Source organism: Exiguobacterium sp. s127 (assembly GCF_018618695.1).
GTDB classification, from domain to species: Bacteria; Bacillota; Bacilli; order Exiguobacteriales; family Exiguobacteriaceae; genus Exiguobacterium_A; species Exiguobacterium_A oxidotolerans.
Map to the genome: position 1 here is coordinate 1 of NZ_JACSMO010000004.1, position 18,969 is coordinate 18,969.

24 protein-coding genes, 10 tRNA genes and 1 riboswitch are annotated in these 18,969 nt (G+C 47.6%); of the genes, 7 read left to right on the plus strand and 27 right to left on the minus strand.

The features are described 5' to 3' along the window. Nucleotides 1-136: 136 nt before the first annotated feature. From KNP98_RS06615 to acpS, 19 genes are all read right to left on the minus strand, one after another. A tRNA-Ile gene (locus KNP98_RS06615) sits at nucleotides 137-213 on the minus strand. Nucleotides 214-232: 19 nt separating this feature from the next. After that, a tRNA-Arg gene (locus KNP98_RS06620) sits at nucleotides 233-309 on the minus strand. Between the two features lie 4 nt (nucleotides 310-313). Further along, nucleotides 314-399: transfer RNA gene (locus KNP98_RS06625), tRNA-Leu, on the minus strand. 17 nt (nucleotides 400-416) lie between these two features. Beyond that, nucleotides 417-492: transfer RNA gene (locus tag KNP98_RS06630), tRNA-Lys, on the minus strand. A gap of 7 nt (nucleotides 493-499) precedes the next feature. Beyond that, nucleotides 500-571, minus strand: a tRNA-Gln gene (locus KNP98_RS06635). 4 nt (nucleotides 572-575) lie between these two features. After that, nucleotides 576-651: transfer RNA gene (locus KNP98_RS06640), tRNA-Asp, on the minus strand. A 33-nt stretch (nucleotides 652-684) separates the two neighbouring features. Continuing rightward, nucleotides 685-760: transfer RNA gene (locus KNP98_RS06645), tRNA-Val, on the minus strand. Nucleotides 761-764: 4 nt separating this feature from the next. Further along, a tRNA-Glu gene (locus KNP98_RS06650) sits at nucleotides 765-839 on the minus strand. 49 nt (nucleotides 840-888) lie between these two features. Beyond that, nucleotides 889-980, minus strand: a tRNA-Ser gene (locus KNP98_RS06655). 9 nt (nucleotides 981-989) lie between these two features. Beyond that, nucleotides 990-1,064, minus strand: a tRNA-Asn gene (locus KNP98_RS06660). A 149-nt stretch (nucleotides 1,065-1,213) separates the two neighbouring features. Next, complete coding sequence (locus tag KNP98_RS06665) at nucleotides 1,214-1,654, minus strand: SprT family protein (protein WP_088838056.1); 441 nt, start codon at nucleotides 1,652-1,654, stop codon at nucleotides 1,214-1,216. Then, on the minus strand, nucleotides 1,651-3,771 hold the full coding sequence (locus KNP98_RS06670; protein WP_214810961.1) for a Tex family protein: 2,121 nt from the start codon (nucleotides 3,769-3,771) through the stop codon (nucleotides 1,651-1,653). Before KNP98_RS06670 ends, KNP98_RS06665 begins: the two co-directional genes overlap by 4 nt. A 63-nt stretch (nucleotides 3,772-3,834) precedes the next feature. Continuing rightward, on the minus strand, nucleotides 3,835-4,632 hold the full coding sequence (gene sigB / locus KNP98_RS06675; protein ID WP_012371666.1) for an RNA polymerase sigma factor SigB: 798 nt from the start codon (nucleotides 4,630-4,632) through the stop codon (nucleotides 3,835-3,837). Continuing rightward, the gene (gene rsbW / locus KNP98_RS06680) at nucleotides 4,598-5,080 is read right to left on the minus strand and encodes an anti-sigma B factor RsbW (RefSeq protein ID WP_029331912.1); all 483 of its coding nucleotides are present in this window, start codon (nucleotides 5,078-5,080) and stop codon (nucleotides 4,598-4,600) included. Before rsbW ends, sigB begins: the two co-directional genes overlap by 35 nt. Further along, the gene (locus KNP98_RS06685; RefSeq protein WP_088838058.1) at nucleotides 5,077-5,403 is read right to left on the minus strand and encodes an STAS domain-containing protein; all 327 of its coding nucleotides are present in this window, start codon (nucleotides 5,401-5,403) and stop codon (nucleotides 5,077-5,079) included. The genes rsbW and KNP98_RS06685 overlap by 4 nt, the downstream gene beginning before the upstream one ends. 199 nt (nucleotides 5,404-5,602) lie before the next feature. Further along, a complete protein-coding gene (locus KNP98_RS06690; RefSeq protein ID WP_029331914.1) occupies nucleotides 5,603-5,953 on the minus strand; it encodes a type II toxin-antitoxin system PemK/MazF family toxin in 351 nt (116 codons plus the stop codon). 3 nt (nucleotides 5,954-5,956) lie between these two features. Next, complete coding sequence (locus KNP98_RS06695) at nucleotides 5,957-6,181, minus strand: hypothetical protein (RefSeq protein WP_012371670.1); 225 nt, start codon at nucleotides 6,179-6,181, stop codon at nucleotides 5,957-5,959. Between the two features lie 139 nt (nucleotides 6,182-6,320). Continuing rightward, nucleotides 6,321-7,397, minus strand: coding sequence for an alanine racemase (gene alr, locus KNP98_RS06700; protein WP_214810963.1), 1,077 nt, complete (start codon nucleotides 7,395-7,397; stop codon nucleotides 6,321-6,323). Beyond that, nucleotides 7,375-7,755: a holo-ACP synthase gene (gene acpS, locus KNP98_RS06705; RefSeq protein WP_088838061.1), complete on the minus strand. Its 381-nt coding sequence runs from the start codon at nucleotides 7,753-7,755 to the stop codon at nucleotides 7,375-7,377. Before acpS ends, alr begins: the two co-directional genes overlap by 23 nt. A 68-nt stretch (nucleotides 7,756-7,823) precedes the next feature. On the opposite strand from acpS, the gene KNP98_RS06710 reads away from it, so the two are divergent. Continuing rightward, nucleotides 7,824-8,570: a rhomboid family intramembrane serine protease gene (locus KNP98_RS06710; protein ID WP_159172340.1), complete on the plus strand. Its 747-nt coding sequence runs from the start codon at nucleotides 7,824-7,826 to the stop codon at nucleotides 8,568-8,570. A gap of 68 nt (nucleotides 8,571-8,638) precedes the next feature. Here the strand turns inward: KNP98_RS06710 and KNP98_RS06715 are convergent, their stop codons facing one another. The 3 genes from KNP98_RS06715 to KNP98_RS06725 are packed head-to-tail and all read right to left on the minus strand — an operon-like array spanning nucleotide 8,639 to nucleotide 9,688. Continuing rightward, nucleotides 8,639-8,902 (minus strand): hypothetical protein, encoded by a 264-nt coding sequence (locus KNP98_RS06715; RefSeq protein WP_088838065.1) that lies wholly within the window; start codon nucleotides 8,900-8,902, stop codon nucleotides 8,639-8,641. 23 nt (nucleotides 8,903-8,925) lie between these two features. Continuing rightward, nucleotides 8,926-9,423, minus strand: a complete 498-nt coding sequence (locus KNP98_RS06720; RefSeq protein WP_214766433.1) for a hypothetical protein — start codon at nucleotides 9,421-9,423, stop codon at nucleotides 8,926-8,928. Beyond that, nucleotides 9,413-9,688: a 4a-hydroxytetrahydrobiopterin dehydratase gene (locus KNP98_RS06725; protein WP_029331924.1), complete on the minus strand. Its 276-nt coding sequence runs from the start codon at nucleotides 9,686-9,688 to the stop codon at nucleotides 9,413-9,415. The genes KNP98_RS06720 and KNP98_RS06725 overlap by 11 nt, the downstream gene beginning before the upstream one ends. 164 nt (nucleotides 9,689-9,852) lie before the next feature. Between KNP98_RS06725 and KNP98_RS06730 the strand changes: the two genes are divergently transcribed. Together KNP98_RS06730 and KNP98_RS06735 are read left to right on the plus strand one after the other, a co-directional pair. Next, nucleotides 9,853-10,386, plus strand: coding sequence for a cysteine hydrolase family protein (locus tag KNP98_RS06730; protein WP_029331926.1), 534 nt, complete (start codon nucleotides 9,853-9,855; stop codon nucleotides 10,384-10,386). A 16-nt stretch (nucleotides 10,387-10,402) separates the two neighbouring features. After that, nucleotides 10,403-11,854, plus strand: coding sequence for a nicotinate phosphoribosyltransferase (locus KNP98_RS06735; RefSeq protein WP_088838068.1), 1,452 nt, complete (start codon nucleotides 10,403-10,405; stop codon nucleotides 11,852-11,854). A gap of 100 nt (nucleotides 11,855-11,954) precedes the next feature. Here KNP98_RS06735 and KNP98_RS06740 read toward each other — a convergent pair whose 3' ends face one another. Then, nucleotides 11,955-12,284, minus strand: coding sequence for a hypothetical protein (locus KNP98_RS06740; RefSeq protein ID WP_088838070.1), 330 nt, complete (start codon nucleotides 12,282-12,284; stop codon nucleotides 11,955-11,957). 143 nt (nucleotides 12,285-12,427) lie between these two features. Between KNP98_RS06740 and KNP98_RS06745 the strand changes: the two genes are divergently transcribed. Next, nucleotides 12,428-12,919, plus strand: a complete 492-nt coding sequence (locus KNP98_RS06745) for a YwpF family protein (protein ID WP_088838072.1) — start codon at nucleotides 12,428-12,430, stop codon at nucleotides 12,917-12,919. A 3-nt stretch (nucleotides 12,920-12,922) separates the two neighbouring features. Here KNP98_RS06745 and KNP98_RS06750 read toward each other — a convergent pair whose 3' ends face one another. Beyond that, nucleotides 12,923-13,498: a histidine phosphatase family protein gene (locus tag KNP98_RS06750; protein WP_088838073.1), complete on the minus strand. Its 576-nt coding sequence runs from the start codon at nucleotides 13,496-13,498 to the stop codon at nucleotides 12,923-12,925. Between the two features lie 46 nt (nucleotides 13,499-13,544). Continuing rightward, nucleotides 13,545-14,504 carry an alpha/beta hydrolase fold domain-containing protein gene (locus tag KNP98_RS06755; RefSeq protein WP_214810965.1) on the minus strand — a complete coding sequence of 320 codons (960 nt, stop codon included), beginning with the start codon at nucleotides 14,502-14,504 and terminating at the stop codon, nucleotides 13,545-13,547. A gap of 169 nt (nucleotides 14,505-14,673) precedes the next feature. Between KNP98_RS06755 and KNP98_RS06760 the strand changes: the two genes are divergently transcribed. Both KNP98_RS06760 and KNP98_RS06765 read left to right on the plus strand, forming a co-directional pair. Further along, nucleotides 14,674-15,642, plus strand: coding sequence for a metal ABC transporter solute-binding protein, Zn/Mn family (locus KNP98_RS06760; protein ID WP_088838076.1), 969 nt, complete (start codon nucleotides 14,674-14,676; stop codon nucleotides 15,640-15,642). 79 nt (nucleotides 15,643-15,721) lie between these two features. Further along, nucleotides 15,722-15,825, plus strand: a riboswitch (SAM riboswitch). 80 nt (nucleotides 15,826-15,905) lie between these two features. Further along, the gene (locus KNP98_RS06765; protein ID WP_214771674.1) at nucleotides 15,906-17,213 is read left to right on the plus strand and encodes a Na+/H+ antiporter NhaC family protein; all 1,308 of its coding nucleotides are present in this window, start codon (nucleotides 15,906-15,908) and stop codon (nucleotides 17,211-17,213) included. 42 nt (nucleotides 17,214-17,255) lie between these two features. On the opposite strand, the gene KNP98_RS06770 is transcribed toward KNP98_RS06765, so the two are convergent. Continuing rightward, nucleotides 17,256-17,456, minus strand: a complete 201-nt coding sequence (locus tag KNP98_RS06770) for a hypothetical protein (RefSeq protein WP_088838080.1) — start codon at nucleotides 17,454-17,456, stop codon at nucleotides 17,256-17,258. 158 nt (nucleotides 17,457-17,614) lie between these two features. Here KNP98_RS06770 and KNP98_RS06775 point away from each other — a divergent pair, with 158 nt between their 5' ends. Continuing rightward, nucleotides 17,615-18,427 carry an aldo/keto reductase gene (locus KNP98_RS06775; RefSeq protein ID WP_088838082.1) on the plus strand — a complete coding sequence of 271 codons (813 nt, stop codon included), beginning with the start codon at nucleotides 17,615-17,617 and terminating at the stop codon, nucleotides 18,425-18,427. A gap of 57 nt (nucleotides 18,428-18,484) precedes the next feature. Here the strand turns inward: KNP98_RS06775 and KNP98_RS06780 are convergent, their stop codons facing one another. After that, complete coding sequence (locus tag KNP98_RS06780; RefSeq protein WP_088838083.1) at nucleotides 18,485-18,946, minus strand: hypothetical protein; 462 nt, start codon at nucleotides 18,944-18,946, stop codon at nucleotides 18,485-18,487. Nucleotides 18,947-18,969 lie beyond the last annotated feature (23 nt).

The window sequence follows — 18,969 nt, forward strand, 5'->3', positions numbered from 1 at the left end:
AAGTGTTTGACTTGCTCGTTTTTGTGACTAAAAGTCACGTTGACGAAGCTTGCGCTTCATTCATTGTTTGTATCCGAAGATACGTTTTTGCCTCATCGTTCAGTTTTCAAAGTTCGTCATCGTTTGTTTTGAAAAATGGTGGGCCTAAGTGGACTCGAACCACCGACCTCACGCTTATCAGGCGTGCGCTCTAACCAGCTGAGCTATAGGCCCGTCAAAAGCAAACAAAATATGGTGCACCCTGAGAGATTCGAACTCCCGACCCCTTGATTCGTAGTCAAGTACTCTATCCAGCTGAGCTAAGGGTGCGATATGGTGCGGTCGAGAGGACTTGAACCTCCACAGTGTTGCCACCACTAGGCCCTCAACCTAGCGCGTCTACCATTCCGCCACGACCGCAATATTAAAATTTAAAATGGTGTGTCATGCAGGATTCGAACCTGCGACCCTCTGATTAAAAGTCAGATGCTCTACCAACTGAGCTAATGACACGAGAAAACTGGGCTGGAAGGGATCGAACCTTCGCATGCTGGAATCAAAATCCAGTGCCTTACCACTTGGCCACAGCCCAAAAATGGCGGTCCTGACGGGATTCGAACCCGCGATCTCCTGCGTGACAGGCAGGCATGTTAACCGCTACACCACAGGACCACATTTTTGTTACGTTAAGTATGAAATTGAAAATGGTGGAGGATGACGGGATCGAACCGCCGACCCTCTGCTTGTAAGGCAGATGCTCTCCCAGCTGAGCTAATCCTCCATTATGGTGACCCGTACGGGAATCGAACCCGTGATACCGCCGTGAAAGGGCGGTGTCTTAACCGCTTGACCAACGGGCCATAAAATATGCAATAATTATTCTCAAGTAACATTTTCACATAAGAGGTCTGGCGGAGATGGAGGGATTCGAACCCTCGCACCAGTTTCCCGGCCTACACCCTTAGCAGGGGCGCCCCTTATAGCCACTTGGGTACATCTCCAAAAGATAATGGCTCCGCAAGTAGGATTTGAACCTACGACCTACCGGTTAACAGCCGGTTGCTCTACCACTGAGCTATTGCGGAATGTTGTGTTCGTTTCGGAGCACTTTTATATAGTAGCAACTTTCTTTCTTGCCGTCAATGCTTTTTTAAAAAAGTTTTTAGTGACGATAAGTTGTTTAGTTGCTGTCGTTTTGACGACTTCTATAATTTATCACGCTCCGAAATGAACGTCAACTACTTTTGTAAAAAATCTTTCCACGACACTTCCCACAGCGGTACTTCTCCGGATTCATCTTTCTTTTCCTTCTATATAATGTACCGCATTTATGACATTCGTATTGATGCGATTTTTTTTCGTCTCCGTCTAATCGCGGACTGTACCGTAAGCCACCATACTTCATCAACCAGTCTTTAAAGTCTTGGTCTTGATGACGATGTCCCCGTCCTGCGAGGTGAAGATGATAGTGACAAAGTTCATGAACTACGATGCCACGAAAGGTTTTGGCGTCCGTTACATAGCGTCGATTAAAGTCAAGATGATGATCCGTCAAAAAATAACGGCCACCTGTCGTGCGTAGTCTTTCATTAAAAACGGCCTTGTGTCTAAACGGTAAAGCAAACACGTCGAGCGAAAGCTGCTCGACGTATTGCTGTAATTGTTCGTTCGTCATGATGGACTGACCATCGTTAAACCGATTCTGCCACGTTCCGGTTCGACACTCGTCACCCAGACCGTCACGATTTCTCCGACGGCGATTACGTCGAGCGGGTGTTTGACGCGTCGGTTACTTAACTTCGAGATGTGGACGAGTCCACTTTCCTTTACACCGATGTCGACGAATGCTCCAAAGTCGAGCACGTTCCGGACGGTCCCTTGGAACTCCATTCCGACTTGAATCATGTCCAGTGATAACACATCTTGTCGTAAAATCGGTTTATCCAGTGCCTCCCGCGGATCACGCTCCGGACGCTGCAAGGCTTCAATGATATCCCGGAGCGTCGGTTCACCAATCTCGAGTTGTTCTGCCGTATCCTTCACTGGAAGTTCCGCTAACTTCGTGCGGAGTTCTTCCGTCCCGACGGTCGTCAGCGCTAACTGAAGCTGCTTAAACAGTTGTTCGACAGTTTTATACTGTTCCGGGTGAATCGGTGTCCGGTCCAGCGGATGCGTCCCTTCAGGAATACGAAGGAAACCGGCTGCCTGCTCGTATGCTTTCGCTCCGAGACGCGGCACTTTTAACAGTTCTTTTCGTGAAGCAAATGCCCCGAGTTCGGAACGGCGTTCGACGATTTTTTTCGCTGTCGCCTTCGTGATTCCCGCTACATACCCGAGCAGGGACTCAGACGCCGTATTCACATCGACACCGACTTGGTTAACGACGGTCTCAACGACAAAGTCGAGTGTCTCCTTTAATTTCACTTGTGTCACGTCATGCTGGTACTGACCGACCCCGACTGATTGAGGATCGACTTTAACAAGTTCAGCTAACGGATCTTGAAGACGACGGGCAATCGAGATCGCTGAACGTTGCTCGACTTGGAGGTCCGGGAACTCCGTCCGTGCGATTTCTGAAGCCGAGTAAATACTTGCGCCCGCTTCGTCGACGATCGTAAAAGCGACTTCCGTATGCCCTTTAATCCAGTCCGCTACAAAGGACTCGGTTTCACGGGATGCCGTCCCGTTGCCAATCGCTATCAGCTCGACACCATATTTCTTCACCAGTTCTGATAATTTAGTACGGGCTTCCTTCGCTTTTTGCTCAGACATCGTGACGTAAATAACGCCGACTTCTTTTAATTCACCCGTCGGATCAATGACTGCCCACTTACACCCTGTCCGGTAAGCCGGGTCGAGTCCTAACATGACTTTCCCTTTCATTGGTGGTTGCATATAGAGTTGGCGCAAGTTTTTACCAAAGACTTCAATCGCTTGGTTCTCCGCCTTCTCCGTCAATTCATTTCGGATTTCACGCTCAATTGCCGGGAAAACAGATTTTTTATATCCTGTTTTGACTGCTTCTTCAACAAGCAGGCGCTTTTGTTCGGGCAACCGATTAAAAGGACGAAGTAAGTATGGCAATACTTGCTGCTCGTCTAACACGACTTTCACGGACACGATTTTCAAGGCTTCTGCTCGGTTGATTGCTAAAATCCGGTGCGGTACGATTTGGCGGACCCGCTCGTTGTACTCATAGTACTGGGCAAAGACCTTTTTCTCATCGACGGCATCCTTTTTTTGTTTCGTCACGATTTCTGCCGCACGGTGTGTCACTTGACGAATGTAATCGCGGACAGTTGCTTGTTCGCCCCACTCTTCCGTGATGATTGCTTCTGCACCAGCGACTGCCTCTGCTTCTTCAAGCCCTGCGAACAATTTTTTGAAGCCCGCTTCTTCATAGGGTTTCGGCGAACGGAGCCACTCTGCGAGTGGCGCGAGCCCTGCCTCTCGTGCAATTTCCGCTTTCGTCCGTCGTTTCGGACGGAACGGTAAGTATAGGTCTTCAATCTGTTGTAACGTCGTCGCTTCACGCAACGCTTGATTCAATGCCTCGGTCATCACACCCTGCTCTTCGATTTTCCGAAGGACATCGTCACGTTTAGTTTCGAGTTGCGTGATGCTTTTATGTCGATCGAGGATCGCCTTGATTTCGACTTCGTCGAGCTCACCAGTTTGCTCTTTACGATAACGTGCGATGAATGGAATTGTTCCTCCATCTTCCGTCAACTGTAAGACGGCTTTCACTTGCTGGGGTCGTAAATTCAATTCTGTTGCGATTCTCTTCTCCATTTTTCCTCACCTCCCCCTCATTATACCGAAGAATCGACAGAAAAAAAGACTGACGCCATGGCATCAGTCTTTCGAGAATACTTCATTCGGTTCTACTTTGATCGCTTCTCGTAATTTCTGCAACGCCCGGCGTTGTAAACGCGAAACGTGCATTTGCGAAATACCGAGAAGTTCTCCCGTTTCTTTTTGGCTCATGTTGCGGTAATACGCACATTCAAGAATCGAACGCTCACGGTCTGTCAGTACAGCAAATGCTTTTTCAAGAATCAGCTTTTGGTCGACCGAGTCATAACCATTTTCCTGGTTACCGACTAAATCAAGTAAAGTGACCGTGCTGCCCTCTTGATCCGCTTCAATCGAGCTATCAACGGATAACGCTTGATAGCTTTTACCCATTTCGAGTGTTTCGAGCACTTCCTCCTCTGACACTTCAAGACGCGCAGCGATTTCGTCGATTCGCGGTGAACGTTGTAGTTCAGTCGTCAATTCTTCGACAGCCTTCTTAATCTTCGGACCTAGCTCTTTAATTCGACGCGGAACATGGACGCTCCATGTTTTATCGCGAATGAATCGCTTGATTTCCCCGATGATTGTTGGGACAGCGAACGATTCGAAACTTCGCCCAAACTCTTTATCGAAACGACGAAGCGCGGCAAGCAATCCAATCATCCCGACTTGAACGAGATCATCATGAATCGGACGGCCACGTGAGAATTTACGGGCGAGTGCCTCGACGAGATCCGAGTAACGGGCGAGTAGCGCGGCATGGACTTCTTCATCTTGGTCATCTTGTTGATACAGATCAATCAGTCGAAGGACTTCGTCATCACTGTGATGGCGTTGTTGAGACTTTGCTGGCACTTTGACCCACCTCATCTCTATTCATATATTTTGTCATATGGACAGTGACGCCGTTTGCTTTTTCGATCGTGACTTGATCCATCAATGCCTCAATCATCAAGATCCCTAGTCCCCCCTCATGCAGTGAGTCTAGATCGTGCGAATCCGTAATTGGTTCACTTTGGCGTTTGACGCTATCTTTATCAAATGTCACACCGTTGTCTTTGACGATGATTTCAAGACGATCGTCCGGGTAAACGTTACATGTTAAGCCCATTGATCCGTCTTGCTGGTCTTCATAAGCATGTTGAACAGCATTCGCACATGCTTCAGAAACAGCAATTTTGATGTCTTCGATATCATCATACGTATAGCCCATGCGGTTTGCGACACCTGAAACCGTCAAACGCGCGATTGCCACGTATTCAGGTTTTGCAGGTAGTGTCATTTCAAGTTGTTCGTTTTTCATTGCGTACCACCTCGTACACCACTGTCGATTGTAATGATGCTTGAAAGACCTGTAATTTCAAAAAGACGACGAATACGTTCTGAAACACCAACAAGCGTAAACGATGTACCGTTTTTCTTCGATGCTTTAAGCGCTCCGACGAATACACCGAGACCTGTCGAATCCATGTAATGAATTTCATCCAAGTGAACGACGACATCATTTGCTTCTACAGCGGGAACGAGTTCTTGACGAAGTTTTGGTGCCGTATACGTATCAATCTCTCCTACGATATAGAGATGCGTCTGACCATCTAGTTGCTCTGTTCTAATTGTTAAATCCATCTTCAAGTTCCTCCTCAAGGAAATATGCTATATGATTTCTCTCTGTTTCATCAGTTGATTGTAAATAAAGTGGCTCCTTAAAAAAAGTCACTTAAGTATATTTCCCGCATTAAAACACTTCTAAACCTATTTTTAAAAATTTAGTCAAAAAAAGTCGCATACAAATGTATCGACTCTTCTCGTGCTTCTATGTAGGTGCCTAAAAATCAATCAAGCCTAAGCTGATTGCAACGGCACTATTCACTTTCATCATCGTCTCAGGATCCAGGTGTGTCACCTTATCCGTCAGACGGCGCTTATCGATCGTACGGACCTGCTCAAGTAGGATGACCGAATCACGTTCTAATCCGTGTCGCTCTCGATATACTTCCACATGGGTCGGTAGTTTGGCTTTGTCGATCTGTGCCGTGATCGCAGCCACGATAACAGTAGGGCTGAATCGGTTACCAATATCATTTTGTAGGACAAGGACAGGACGTACTCCTCCTTGTTCCGATCCGACCACAGGTGACAAATTTGCATAAAACACGTCGCCACGTTTGACTATCAAAGCTTACACCCCGCTTACTTGACGTAGGAGCGAGAACTCCGCCTCCGTTTCAATCTGGAACATTTCACCAACGATTGATAAATTGATTGCTGCCATTTCTTCGTAACCACGCTTCAATTCCTCACGTAGCTGACGCTTGCGTTCTTCGGTCGTATGGTTCGACTTCATCCCAATCGTCTCCTTCGCTACATTTCGCTCAACAAACTGCTTTTCCCGTTGTTGGACCAAGATAATGGCACCTCCAGATTCACTGAAACCTTAACGAACGACTCACTTTCTACTTCAATATATCAGTCGAATTCAGAAAATACAATCAAAATTCAAAGAAATAACATTTTTTTGCCATCATATTGATGGTTTTTTAAATTTATTTTCGCGGCACACGTTTTGAAAATTGACAAAGGACTTCATAGTTAATCGTCCCTAACCAGTGGGCTGCTTCATCAATCGGCGCGCCCGTTCCAATTAACGTCACTTCTGTGCCGACAGGGTATTCCTGCGGTAAACGAATCATTAACCGGTCCATACAGACACGACCGACGATTTCACACGGTTGACCATCTACGATGAGTGAGTACCCTTGAAAACGTCGCGACCACCCATCGGCGTAGCCGATCGGGACGGTCCCGATCCATTCGTCCGTCGGTGCCGTGTACGTCGCCCCATAACTGATCGTCTGTCCGGGTTCGACGCACTTGACTTGCATCAGCTGACTCTTCAACGAAAATGCCGGCTGAAGGAAATCATAATATGGAATCATCTCGTCAGACGGCATCGCGCCGTAAAGGGCAATCCCGATGCGGACGATATTAAACGGGTCATCCTGACCTGCGAGTCGAATCGCAGCAGCAGAATTCGCAGCATGGATATATCGCACGTGCGGTACGCGTTCGACGAAGCCGAGAAACGCCGTCCGTTGCTGTTCGAACAGACGGCTCGACAGTTCGTCCGCTGTCGCGAAATGTGTATAAATTCCTTCGAGCTCAAGCAAATCAGAATCGAGCTCCATTAAAAGTTCATCCAGTTCTTGCATCGTTTGCAGACCGAGCCGTCCCATCCCACTATCGACCTTAATATGAATCCGAAGCGAATCGATTTCCGTCAGATGTTGTTTTGCTTGCCGTAACCACTCGGCTGAAAATACAGGAACCGCCACATCATAATTCGAAGCGACGGAGACATGCTCCGGCAATAACGTCTCGAGCATGAGAATCGGTGCTTGGATACCTGCTTCGCGCAGCTCGATTGCTTCTTCAAGAAGAGCGACGCCAAGTAAGTCAGCCCCGTTTTCCAATGCAATTTCTGCCACAGTGATCGCACCGTGCCCGTAGCCATCCGCTTTGACGACGGCCATCATCGATTGGTCGCCGATTCTTGCCTTTATCTCGCGTACATTGTGTGCAATCGCAGCACGATCAATTTCAATCCACGTCGGTCGGTACATCGCCATCCCTCTTTTCTAATAAGACTTGTGCTGCCGCATAATGATCCGAATGCGTAATCGATACATGAATCATACCGTCAAACGGCCCCGTCATGATAGGGCGACCTGATGTTTCATTTAGTACTTCAAGATCGCGCCAAGACACTTCTCGCCCAATCCCCGTGCCGAGTGCTTTGACAAACGCTTCTTTTGCAGCGAACCGTCCCGCGAGATATTCAAGTCGGCGTCCGTTCGCCAATGTTTCATACCGCGCTTGTTCACGATCCGTCAAAATACGTGTCAGCATCCGGGGTTGACGTTCGAGTGTCAGACGAACGCGTTCTAATTCAATCAAGTCAAGACCGATACCATAAATCATTCCCTACGCCTCCACAGTTCTATTCTTCGTCCACTTCATATAGAATGAAAGTGAAGCGAGGTGTTGTCATGTTTAGTCGAACGGAAAATCTACAAACGTTCACACGTTCTTATCCGGTCGTTTCGTTGTTCATTTTAATCCAAGTCGCTCTGTTTGTCATCGAGCAGTTGAATCAGTTACTCGGCTTTGGTTTCTCTCCCCTCAGTTATGGTTCAGCGATTAATTTATTCATCGCGAATGGCGAATGGTGGCGTGTCGTCACGGCGACATTTTTACACTACGATTTTTGGCACATTGCCTTTAATACGTTTGCGTTGATTATTTTCGCTCCTGCGCTCGAGCGGATGATCGGGCATGTGAAATTTGCCATCTTTTACTTGCTTGTAGGAACGCTCGCTAACGTGTTGACGTATGTCACGTTGAGCGATAACTTATTTTATGGACAGGCGGGAGCATCTGGAGCCATCTTAGGTTTGCTTGGCTTTTACGTTTATCTCGGTCGTTTTCGTCGGACGATCATTTCTGTCGAAGATGCACGACTCGTCTACATCTTTAGTGCCATCACGGCCGTCTTTACACTGATCGGCTCGAACGTTTCCGTCTTCGGTCACTTGTATGGTTTCCTCCTCGGATTCCTAGCTGGATTCATCTTCGGAAAAAGCGCTGTTCCGTTCACACGTCCGTTTAATACGGGTCAACGGGCGACGTTCGGTGGTCATGTCGTTCACTCGACAGGATCCGGTCAAACGGGACGCATCGTGTTTTATGTCATCGTTGCCTTTGCCGTTTTCGGTCTACTCGCGCGATTCATCTAATCTACAAAAAAAAGCGCCTTGTCTGATTCCGTACTACGGAAAACAGACTCGGCGCTTTTTTCTTATTCTTACTTCCGGAAAGATTCCGCAAGATCCTTCACATCGTCAATCAGATTATGGATGGTTTCTTGATTATCTGTGTAGAGGGCACGAATTTCTTCAAAACGTCCTTTTGGATCTTGTTTGACTGCCGAAAGTTGTGTGCCGGCTCCGCCAAACGCACGCTTCGTCGCTTCGATTTGTGCTTGGCGTGTATCTTTATGAAGTAATGAGAGTGTTGCTCCGATTAGTGCGCCACCTACTGTTGCGAGTACAAAATAATTCTTTTTCATCTGGTTCTTCCCCCTGTGTCATTTTAATGTAATGGTGGTACAAGTTGATAACGTTTCATAATTGGAGAAGGCGCAAACGACTTCCCTGCCTCTTCAGCATACTGATCAACCGTCAAGCGTTCAACTGATTTTGCGTAACGTGACGCATCTCCTTCGTCCTTGAATTGAATCAATAACACGAGATCCGTCGCCCGTTCGACGCGGGCAATCCGTAAGGCTTGAAAACTGCCATATTCTGCCCCGAGTACTTTCGGGTCCGACATGACCTGATGGATGAAAAGATCGCCGCTATTTTGATCTGCCGGAATCGACCAGTAAAAAATCGTCCCCTTCTCATCAAAATTACCACGCGTTTCGAGGAGTGTATAGCTGTTCCCGCTTTGAAACGGTGACTTTCCGTCCGTTTCAATCCAGAGTAATGCTTCTCCGCTTCCACCCGCTGCCCGAATTTGAGCATCACGCGAGCGAATTTGGTCGACAAAGTTACCGCTACCGAATGTAATGAATAGTTTAGATGGCATCACAGGCCTCCGCGAGTTCGAAGTCTTTCCCAGTCAACCCGCCGGCATCATGTGTCGTCACGGCGAGCGTCACCTGTTTATAATCAATCATGATCCGCGGGTGATGATTCAAGTGTTCTGCTAAAGAACCGACCTCTTGAACAAAATCAAGTGCCGCCGGAAAAGAATCCAATGTGTAGATGCGTACGATTTCGTCATCGACGACGCTCCAGTCATTCAGACCTTCTAAACGTTCTTCTACCTCATACTCATTCAACCGTTCCATTCCATTCTCCTCCTCTACCATCGTTTTCGTCCTATACCTTATACCCTACTTTCCTTACTTCTTATACCTCTACTCGTTCGATTTCTTCCTTTTGCCTTCGAAGTGAGATAGAGTACAATGTGAAAGAGAACACTATATCCCATTCAGGAAAGGGGCTATCGCTCATGCGCGCTCTTATCGTTATTGATTATACGTTTGATTTCGTCGCCGATGAAGGTAAGCTGACTTGCGGTAAACCGGGTCAACTCATCGAAGGACGCATCGCATCGCTCATGGATGAATTTTCGACGAACGATTATGTCGTCATTGCAAACGACCTTCATGAAGAAGGCGACACATTCCATCCGGAAACCGTCCTCTTCCCGCCTCATAATATTCGGGGAACACACGGACGGGACTTATTCGGACAGGTCGCAGAGATGGCACGTGTTGCGGATCATGTCATCGACAAGACGCGCTATAGCGCCTTTGCTGGGACGGACCTAGATTTACGTCTTCGTGAACGGCATATCACAGAAGTTCACCTCGTCGGCGTTTGTACAGACATCTGCATCTTGCACACTGCTGTCGACGCGTACAATCTCGGCTATAAAATCGTCGTCCATGCTGACGCCGTCGCCAGCTTCAATGCGGCCGGCCACGACTGGGCACTCACACACTTTAAACAATCGATCGGCGCAGAAGTCGTCGGCGAATAAGAAGGGATCTGTCTTCATGTTACAACGTAATCTTGCACTTCATACTGACCTCTATCTTCCGAGATGGATGTATATCTACTGGAAGGAAGGGCGCCATAATGAACGTGCTGTTTTTGACGTCTATTACCGCAGCAATCCATTCGAAGGTGGTTATGTCGTCTTCGCCGGTCTTGAAAATATCATCGAATATATCCAGACACTCCACTTCACAGAAGAAGACATTACGTATCTTCAAACGATGATCGGGTTCCCGGATGAATTCAAGGATGAGTTACGTAACTTTAAATTCAATGGCTCCCTCTCGAGTGTCAAAGAAGGCGAAATCGTCTTCCCGAACGAACCATTAGTCCGGATTGAAGCACGGATTTTTGAGGCGAAGTTACTGCAAACGGCCATCTTGAACATCGCCAATCACGAATCGTTGATTGCGACAAAATACGCACGGATCCGGCAGTCGGCACCAGGCGCGAAATTCCTCGAAGCCGGTTCACGCCGCGCCCAAGGAATCGATGCTGCTTACTTCGGAACACGTGCCTCTTATTTAGCCGGGTTCGACGTGACAAGCCTCGCGTCGGCCGGCCGCGACTTTGGTATCCCATGTGGTGGAACGATGGAGCATGCAGATATCCAGTTTCATGATGATGAGTTGACGGCTTTCCGGACGTTCGCATCGCATTATCCGGATCAGGCGACACTGCTCGTCGATACGTACGATACGCTTAAAAGCGGACTCCCGAACGCGATCACGGTCGCAAAAGAACTCGCAGCAGACGGACATAAGTTACGCGGGATTCGAATCGATTCCGGCGACTTATCCTACCTATCAAAACGCGCCCGGAAGATGCTTGATGAAGCCGGCTTACTCGACGTCGAAATTGTCCTGTCTGGTGATTTAGACGAATATGTCATTCAAGACCTTCGCATCCAAGGGGCACAGGCAAACACCTTCCTCGTCGGAACACGCGGCATCACGGCGTACGAACAACCGGCGCTCGGCATGGTCTATAAACTCGTCGCCCGCGAAATTGACGGCGAACTTGCACCCGTCATCAAAGTTTCGTCTTCAAAAGCGAAGACGACGACACCGCATATCAAGGAGGCGTACCGCATCGTCGACCCGGAAACGAACAAGTTCAAAGGCGACTACATCACGTTACTCGATGAAGATCCGAGTCAACTCGACTTCGTCGATTTGATTGACGTCCGTGACCCGTCGTTCCGGAACCGGATTGAAAACTTTAAGGTTGAACGGTTACTTGCACCGATCTTTAAGGACGGTGAACTCGTGTATACCGTTCCGACGATTGAAGAAAGTCGTCAGTTCCACGAACAGCAAATCGGACGCCTGTGGGAAGAGTACAAACGTCTACGTCTACCTGAAATCTATGCCGTCACGTTCAGCGACCGTCTCTGGAAACTGAAACTCGACATGATTCGGAAAACACGCCTCGCAAGTGGTGTCAAATAACAAAATCAAGCAGCCTCAAGAATCAAGCTTCTTGACGGACGTCTTGAAAGGCTACCTTTTCATCTCCCTCTCATTTTTCTATACGCTAAAAACAGCCCCTTCAACTGAAGTGGGCTGTTTCGTTTGGGTGAGCAGTCATTTTGGCTGTCGCTTGTTCCATTTGTTGACGAAAGTACCACGCAAAACCAAGCGCACCTCCGATGAAGACGATATAGGTAATCCGTTGACCGAACTCAGCAAGAGAATCGGCGTAAAAGATACTAATTAAATGATCACTTCCACTGATAAGAAGCAAACAGGCGATCAGGAGCGCTATGCGGTACGCAAGCGTCGGGCGATCTTTTGGCTCAGCATGCCAATACATGATGATGTGATGGGCAAGTAAGATAATCCCCACGATTCCTAATATTCCTATAAGTGCTTGCGGCATAATAAACGGTCCTCCTGTTTCTGATTTCTAGTTCCATTTAAACATAGTTCGACTCGAAGACGTTACGAAAAGTTTCGCGCAGGCGACAGACTCACGTTATACTGAAGAAAATCACGTACGAACAACAAAAGGAGGAGTTCTTTTTGAAAACCTTTAAATTGTGTACATTACGTATTCTCATGGATGAATCAGGGCGAGATACGACAATCCCCGTTCAGATTAAAGATGGGCTGACGGTGAGTACCGACCAAACCGCCCAGTGGGTCGCTGAAATCGTCGTCACCGACACCGATCAACCGATTTTGAAAGAACTGTTCGAGAAAAAGCTGCGCGCCTTGATTGAAATCACGATTTCACGGCCGGACAATGACCCCGCCGCCATGATCGTCACGCCTTATGAAAGTACGCAATTGAGCGAAGGCGTCTCTTATCTCTTTACCGGTAAGATGGTCATGATGAAAAATGATTTATCCGAATCGATTTTGCGTGAAGTCGTCGAAGACAACTTTACTGGCGAAGAGCTGATTCAAGAATATAAAGACCGACGCTCTAAACGTGGTGCTCATATCACGAGCATCGCGAAAGAAACGTTTAAACAGTACTTACAAGAACATCCGGCAACCGTCGAAGGATGATGTTCAAATTGTGATATGGTCCGCTACATTAATCCGCTCAATCTCATAACGGTCGGAAAAACGAATGTAATTCGCACATGCATTTTTTAACGGCGTCCGGTAACTGAATGTCTCATCAATCGAGGAGAGTGCCGCTTTAATCGTATGCGAATGGCAGACGACTAAGAGGCGTTTTCCTCGATATTTTTCTGTCAGTTCTTCAACCGCACTGAAGACACGCTGTTGAATTTCCGCTTCCGTTTCAAGCCCCGGGACGCGCTCTGCATCATTTGCCTGCACTGCTTCGTAAATTCCGGCGACCGGTTCACCGGAAGCCGTTCCAAATTCGCGCTCGACAAGCCGTTCATCCGTTTCCGTCAAGCTTAGACCGATCGATTGACCAATGATTTCAGCAGTTTCGACAGCTCGCGATAGCGGACTTGAAATCAAGACGTCCCACTGTTCTTCTGCCAGGTAGGCAGCACTGAGAGCCGCCTGTTTTCTACCGGTCTCGTTAAGCGGTATATCTTCACGTCCTTGAATCCGCTCGTTTAAGTTCCAGTCCGTTTGACCGTGTCGTACTAAACAAATTTCCGTCATATTGCAGTCTCCTTCTAAAGAAATATGACTGATTGTATCATGTTTCCTAATGAAGCGCCTCTCGTTTCGGTAAGACAAGCACTTGACAACTGAAGGCTTCGATTCGTTCGAGCAAACGTTCAATTTTGAGTGGATTTTCAGTTTGGGCAAAGCTCGCCAGCGAATGTGTGCCATTCGGGAAAGAGAATAATCGAACATCCGCCCCGACATCCGCCCCCTTCTCAACAAAGTGGAGTGCTTGAGCAAACGGGACAATCGGATCCTTTTTTCCGTGCAGCAACATGATCGGCAGCGAGTCGGAACTTAAATGTGTCGCCGGGGAGACACGCATCATCAACTGTCGCCATTCTTCACGTCCACCCCCATAAAACTTGATATGGGCAATCCAGGTTTGAATGAATTTAAACAACAGAAAATTCGTCGGCGGATACAAGGCGATGACTCCACTGATTAAAGGAAGATGCGCCTCCGCCTGTTCGCCGATAAATTCAGTCGGGGCAAGCGCCGTCGTCAACATTAGGGCTCCACCTGCTGAATCACCCCATAAAAGCATGCGACCGCGCGCGATGCGTAATTCATCCGCTTGTTGATTTAAAAAACATAAGGCATCTCGAACATCTTCCAGGTTGTCCGGAAAGTAGCTGCCATCCTCAAATAAACGATAGTCGATGCTGCAAACGGCAATCCCGAGTTCTAAAAACCGGTCGATGATTGGAGCAAAACTAAACACATCATCACGGTTTCCACGAACGAATGCGCCGCCATGAGCATAAATCGCGACCGGAAACGGCCCTTCTCCCGGCGGATAATAGATATCTAACGTCAAGTCCTGCTGATTGACCGTCTTGTATAAAAGATTTCGTGGTGCTAATTGCTTTTCGGTAAGCGGCAAGACCGGCTCCGTCCATCTGAGTAAGGCTCCATAATTATTCCAAATACTCGCACCAGCAGCAGCCGTCGTCAAAATAGCGGCGCCACCCATCAACCATGCTGTTTCACGTTTCACCTCATCACCTCCAAGGCTCATTCCGATTTCACTTCTACTCTTCTCTTACCCGATTTATTTTGAACTAGAACTTCACAACATTCCGACTTGACGCTTTAATTTCCGTCGGATATAGTTAGAAAGTCCAAATCGGAACAATTACGTTTTAATTATCTTGGAGGGTTCATATATGAAAAAAATCATTCCAGCGTTAACCATCGCGACAGTAACTGCCAGTCTGCTCGCCGCATGCGGCTCATCGACTTCAAATTCAGACGAAGACGGTAAATTGCAAATTTATACGTCGACGTTCGCCACGGCAGCCATCGCCAAAGAAATCGGCGGAAAGGACGTCCAGGTCGAATTAATCGTTCCCCCTGGCGCCGACCCGCATTCGTATGAGCCGACTCCGAAGCAACTGACGACGATTGCGAAAGGCGATCTATTTTTACTTACCGGCACAACCCTTGAGCCGTACTCTGAAAAGATTAAGGAAAGTTTAGCCGGTAATTCCATTCGTTTTGTCGAGACAAGTAAAAATATCGACTTACTCGAAGCTTCCGCTTCGCTTCATACGCACGAAGAAGACGCACACGATGACCATGATGATCACGAGGCTGAAGAAGAGTCGCACGATCATGGACAATACGATCCGCATGTTTGGCTCGACCCGAACAACGCCAAGAAAATGGCTGACTCGATTACGACCGCGTTAGCAAAGGAAGCACCTGACCGGAAGGAAACGTTTGATAAAAACCTCGCACTCTTTAACAAACAAGCAGATGAACTCGACCAAAATTTACAAAAAGCTGTTGACTCCGGTTCGAAAAAGGAGCTTCTCGTCACGCATGCCGCATACGGGTACTTGGCGGAACGTTACGGTTTCACGCAACTGCCGATTGCCGGTATTTCACCGTCTGACGAACCGTCCCAAAAACAGCTGGCTGCCATCGTCAAGGAAGCAGAGATGCATGACTTAAACTATATCGCCTTCGAAGAGACGGTGTCGCCAAAGGTCGCCCGTGTCATCCAAAAAGAAATCGGTGCCGAATCGATTACGATTCATAACCTCGAGTCCGTCGCAAAAGATCAACAAGATCAATCGTACTTTGATTTGATGAACGAAAACGTGACGACGCTCAAACAAGCACTGCAGTAAGGTACAGTTGACAAGCATTAAAAGATACGTTAGGGTAATAAACGTGTTTTAAACAACGACTAAACAACTAAATGACTTCTTTTTATCGCGAGAAACGGAGGGACTGGCCCAATGATGTTTCGGCAGCGGACGATTGATTCGTACTGTGCCAAATCCAGCAAGCTATGGCTTGAGAGATAAGAAGAGCGTCTTTTTCAGTAAAGACCTCCTTCTTTCTTGCGAAGGGGTCTTTTTTTGTATGCTGAAGAAATGGAGTGATTCACATGAACGAAACGGTTACGCCGAACAAATGGGCGTTGTTCCCCTTGTTCGTTTTCCTTGTATTATTCATCGGTGCAGGAATCTTCTATAACGACTTTTACAAATTCCCCATCTTGATTGCAGCTTTAATCGCCTTGATTTTTGCTGCTGCGACATCTAAGGGAGACATCAACCAGACCGTCGAGCGGATTGCCCGCGGTGCCGGAAATCCGGACATCATGATCATGGTCTTCATCTTTTTACTCGCTGGCACATTTTCTGGAACAGCGAATGCAATCGGAGCCATTGATGCGACCGTCAACGCTGCACTCAGTTTCCTACCCCAGTCTCTTTTAATGAGTGGATTGTTCATCATTGCCGCTTTCATCTCGATGGCGATGGGAACTTCGACCGGCACAATCGCTGCCCTTGCACCGATCGCACTCGGGATTCATGACGCGACGGGTGTCAATGTCGCACTCGCCGCTGCTGCCGTCGTCGGTGGAGCAATGTTCGGTGATAACTTATCGTTTATCTCAGATACGACAATCGCCGCTGTCCGGACACAAAAAACGAACATGCGTGATAAATTCAGAACGAACTTTTTAATCGTCTTGCCTGCTGCCGTCATCACTGTCATCTTACTCGCTTTCGTGTCAGGTTCCGGAGATGTCGTCGAAGCGAAAGCATTTGAATTTTATAAGCTGATTCCGTATCTTTCCGTCATCGCGCTCGCACTCTTTGGTGTCAACGTCATTCTCGTCTTACTCGGCGGGACGTTATTGACAGGCATCATCGGAATGATCGACGGTAGTTTCGGAGTAAGTGGATTTGTCCTCGCGATGTCTGACGGATTGATGGGGATGGCAGAAATCTCAATCTTGACGTTGCTGATGGGTGGACTCGTCAGCCTGATCACCTATAACGGTGGAATTGCTTATCTCAAAGAAACGCTGACACGAAAGATTTCGAAACGCCGGGGAGCTGAGTTCAGTATGGCTGCCCTCGTCAGTGCAACGAATCTCGCAACAGCAAATAATACGATTTCGATTCTTGTCGCCGGTCCGCTCGCTGCTGAAATCGCGGATACGTATGACATCGACCGGAAGAAGTCAGCCAGTATCCTCGACCTCTTTTCCTGTGGTGTTCAAGGAATCATCCCGTACGGAGCGCAACTTTTGATTGCCGCTGAATTGACGAAAACGGCGTCACCCGAACTGATTCCTTATTTGTTCTATCCATTTTTACTGTTCGTTTGTGGATCACTGGCAATCTTCTTCGGCTTCCCACGCCGGAAGAGTGATGCCGCACAGAAAAACAACATGTCGTAAAACAAACAACCCCCGTCGCTTCGTCTGCGACGGGGGTTCACTTTATTTCTGTTTTTCTTGACGATTCAAAATGAAATAGGCAATCGCCGGAAGCGGAAATTGAACGAGTCCTGCTCCCCCCCATACCCACGGATTGCGTCCTGTCTTGCGGGCACCAAGGAAGAGGAACGTGGCTTGAGCACCTAATAGTGCTGCAATGCTTGTCCAAACTCCTTTTGGTACTTTTTTAATCGATTTCACCATGATATTACACCTCTCTTCGTTTATGCATCAGTAGACTTTCTTCTCTTTCCCATTCTATATTCCCTGCTTATGAGCATCAAAACAGATGTTCCGCTAAGTTCATGCTAAACTGAACAGGCAAATCCATATTCTAGTTTCATTGAAGGAGGAGTATATACATGCAATACGCAAAACTTTCAAATGGTATCACGATTCCACAGATCGGGTTCGGTGTCTGGCAAGTCGATGAAGAGACGGAAGCACCGGCTGCCGTCGCAGAAGCACTTCGCGTCGGTTACCGTCATATCGATACGGCTGCCGTCTACAAAAACGAACGTGGTGTCGCAAAAGGAATCAAAGAAAGCGGCGTGAAACGTGAAGAACTCTTCTTGACGTCTAAAGTTTGGAACGATGACATTCGTGCCGGACGGACGAAAGAGGCTTTCGCTGAGTCACTTGAGCGACTAGAAACCGATTATCTCGATCTTTATCTCATTCACTGGCCGGTCGAAGGTTATGTCGAAGCATGGAAAGCCATGGTCGAGCTTTACGAAGCAGGTAAAATCAAGGCGATTGGTGTATCGAACTTTAAAGAACATCATCTCGATACACTTGCTGAAGAAGGACTCATGACGCCGATGATCAACCAAGTCGAGCTTCATCCACAACTTCCACAGCATGAATTGCATGAGTACTTGCAAGATCACAGCATTCAAGTCGAAGCATGGAGCCCACTCATGCAAGGTAAGTTCCTTGAAATCAATGATTTCAAAGAGATTGCTGAAAAACATGGTAAGAGCCCATCACAAGTCGTTCTACGTTGGCACCTCGATAACGGAATCGTTGCGCTTCCGAAATCAGTCACACCAGAACGGATTGCTGAAAACTTCGATGTGTTTGATTTCCAACTCGATGCAGACGACCTCGAACAAATCGATCGTCTCGCGACAGAAGTCCGCCTCGGACCGGACCCTGACGAAATTGACTTTTAATCCACTGACCGATACACGAAAGACTGCTGACGGGACCTATCCCGTAGCAGTCTTTTTTTAAGCGTAATAAATAAGAATCGTCTCTTCTGTCGTTTCAGCCTTGCTGAAGTATGCGCGTAAATCAGCAAACTGTTCCCACACGTCGTCGAATTCTCCATGTTGCCCCGCTTCATCATAAATCGTCTCAAGTGACCGACGATCAAAATTTCGCATGACTTCTGCTGAGATGATGATTAACGGAAGAGGGAGAATCCCGACAATTGCTGCTTGTGTTTCGTTGACAATCAACTCTTCACCGACAATCGCTCGACCTAAGTTGTAATGGGTCTCTTGATCGATATAGATATCGATTTGATTCATCAAGTGATAGAGGGCTGCCGTGTCTTCCAGAGCAAATAGCTGTTCATAATCCGGCTGCGTCTCATGGATAAAAAGAATCCAGTCCATGATGATATGCGGGTCGTCACCAAACGAATCCCAAACGGCATCCGCGACACGAACGTAATGTACGTTTTCCATCCTCCCTCTCCTTTCTTCGTTTC

What these genes read in the sequence shown, in the direction of transcription:
- KNP98_RS06665 (WP_088838056.1), bottom strand. Translation starts at nt 1,654, where the DNA reads ATGACGAACGAACAATTACAGCAATACGTCGAGCAGCTTTCGCTCGAC.
- KNP98_RS06670 (WP_214810961.1), bottom strand. Translation starts at nt 3,771, where the DNA reads ATGGAGAAGAGAATCGCAACAGAATTGAATTTACGACCCCAGCAAGTG.
- rsbW (WP_029331912.1), bottom strand. Translation starts at nt 5,080, where the DNA reads ATGAAAAACGAACAACTTGAAATGACACTACCTGCAAAACCTGAATAC.
- KNP98_RS06685 (WP_088838058.1), bottom strand. Translation starts at nt 5,403, where the DNA reads ATGGATTTAACAATTAGAACAGAGCAACTAGATGGTCAGACGCATCTC.
- alr (WP_214810963.1), bottom strand. Translation starts at nt 7,397, where the DNA reads ATGTACCGACCGACGTGGATTGAAATTGATCGTGCTGCGATTGCACAC.
- acpS (WP_088838061.1), bottom strand. Translation starts at nt 7,755, where the DNA reads ATGATTTATGGTATCGGTCTTGACTTGATTGAATTAGAACGCGTTCGT.
- KNP98_RS06710 (WP_159172340.1), top strand. Translation starts at nt 7,824, where the DNA reads ATGTTTAGTCGAACGGAAAATCTACAAACGTTCACACGTTCTTATCCG.
- KNP98_RS06715 (WP_088838065.1), bottom strand. Translation starts at nt 8,902, where the DNA reads ATGAAAAAGAATTATTTTGTACTCGCAACAGTAGGTGGCGCACTAATC.
- KNP98_RS06720 (WP_214766433.1), bottom strand. Translation starts at nt 9,423, where the DNA reads ATGCCATCTAAACTATTCATTACATTCGGTAGCGGTAACTTTGTCGAC.
- KNP98_RS06725 (WP_029331924.1), bottom strand. Translation starts at nt 9,688, where the DNA reads ATGGAACGGTTGAATGAGTATGAGGTAGAAGAACGTTTAGAAGGTCTG.
- KNP98_RS06730 (WP_029331926.1), top strand. Translation starts at nt 9,853, where the DNA reads ATGCGCGCTCTTATCGTTATTGATTATACGTTTGATTTCGTCGCCGAT.
- KNP98_RS06735 (WP_088838068.1), top strand. Translation starts at nt 10,403, where the DNA reads ATGTTACAACGTAATCTTGCACTTCATACTGACCTCTATCTTCCGAGA.
- KNP98_RS06740 (WP_088838070.1), bottom strand. Translation starts at nt 12,284, where the DNA reads ATGCCGCAAGCACTTATAGGAATATTAGGAATCGTGGGGATTATCTTA.
- KNP98_RS06750 (WP_088838073.1), bottom strand. Translation starts at nt 13,498, where the DNA reads ATGACGGAAATTTGTTTAGTACGACACGGTCAAACGGACTGGAACTTA.
- KNP98_RS06760 (WP_088838076.1), top strand. Translation starts at nt 14,674, where the DNA reads ATGAAAAAAATCATTCCAGCGTTAACCATCGCGACAGTAACTGCCAGT.
- KNP98_RS06765 (WP_214771674.1), top strand. Translation starts at nt 15,906, where the DNA reads ATGAACGAAACGGTTACGCCGAACAAATGGGCGTTGTTCCCCTTGTTC.
- KNP98_RS06770 (WP_088838080.1), bottom strand. Translation starts at nt 17,456, where the DNA reads ATGGTGAAATCGATTAAAAAAGTACCAAAAGGAGTTTGGACAAGCATT.
- KNP98_RS06775 (WP_088838082.1), top strand. Translation starts at nt 17,615, where the DNA reads ATGCAATACGCAAAACTTTCAAATGGTATCACGATTCCACAGATCGGG.
- KNP98_RS06780 (WP_088838083.1), bottom strand. Translation starts at nt 18,946, where the DNA reads ATGGAAAACGTACATTACGTTCGTGTCGCGGATGCCGTTTGGGATTCG.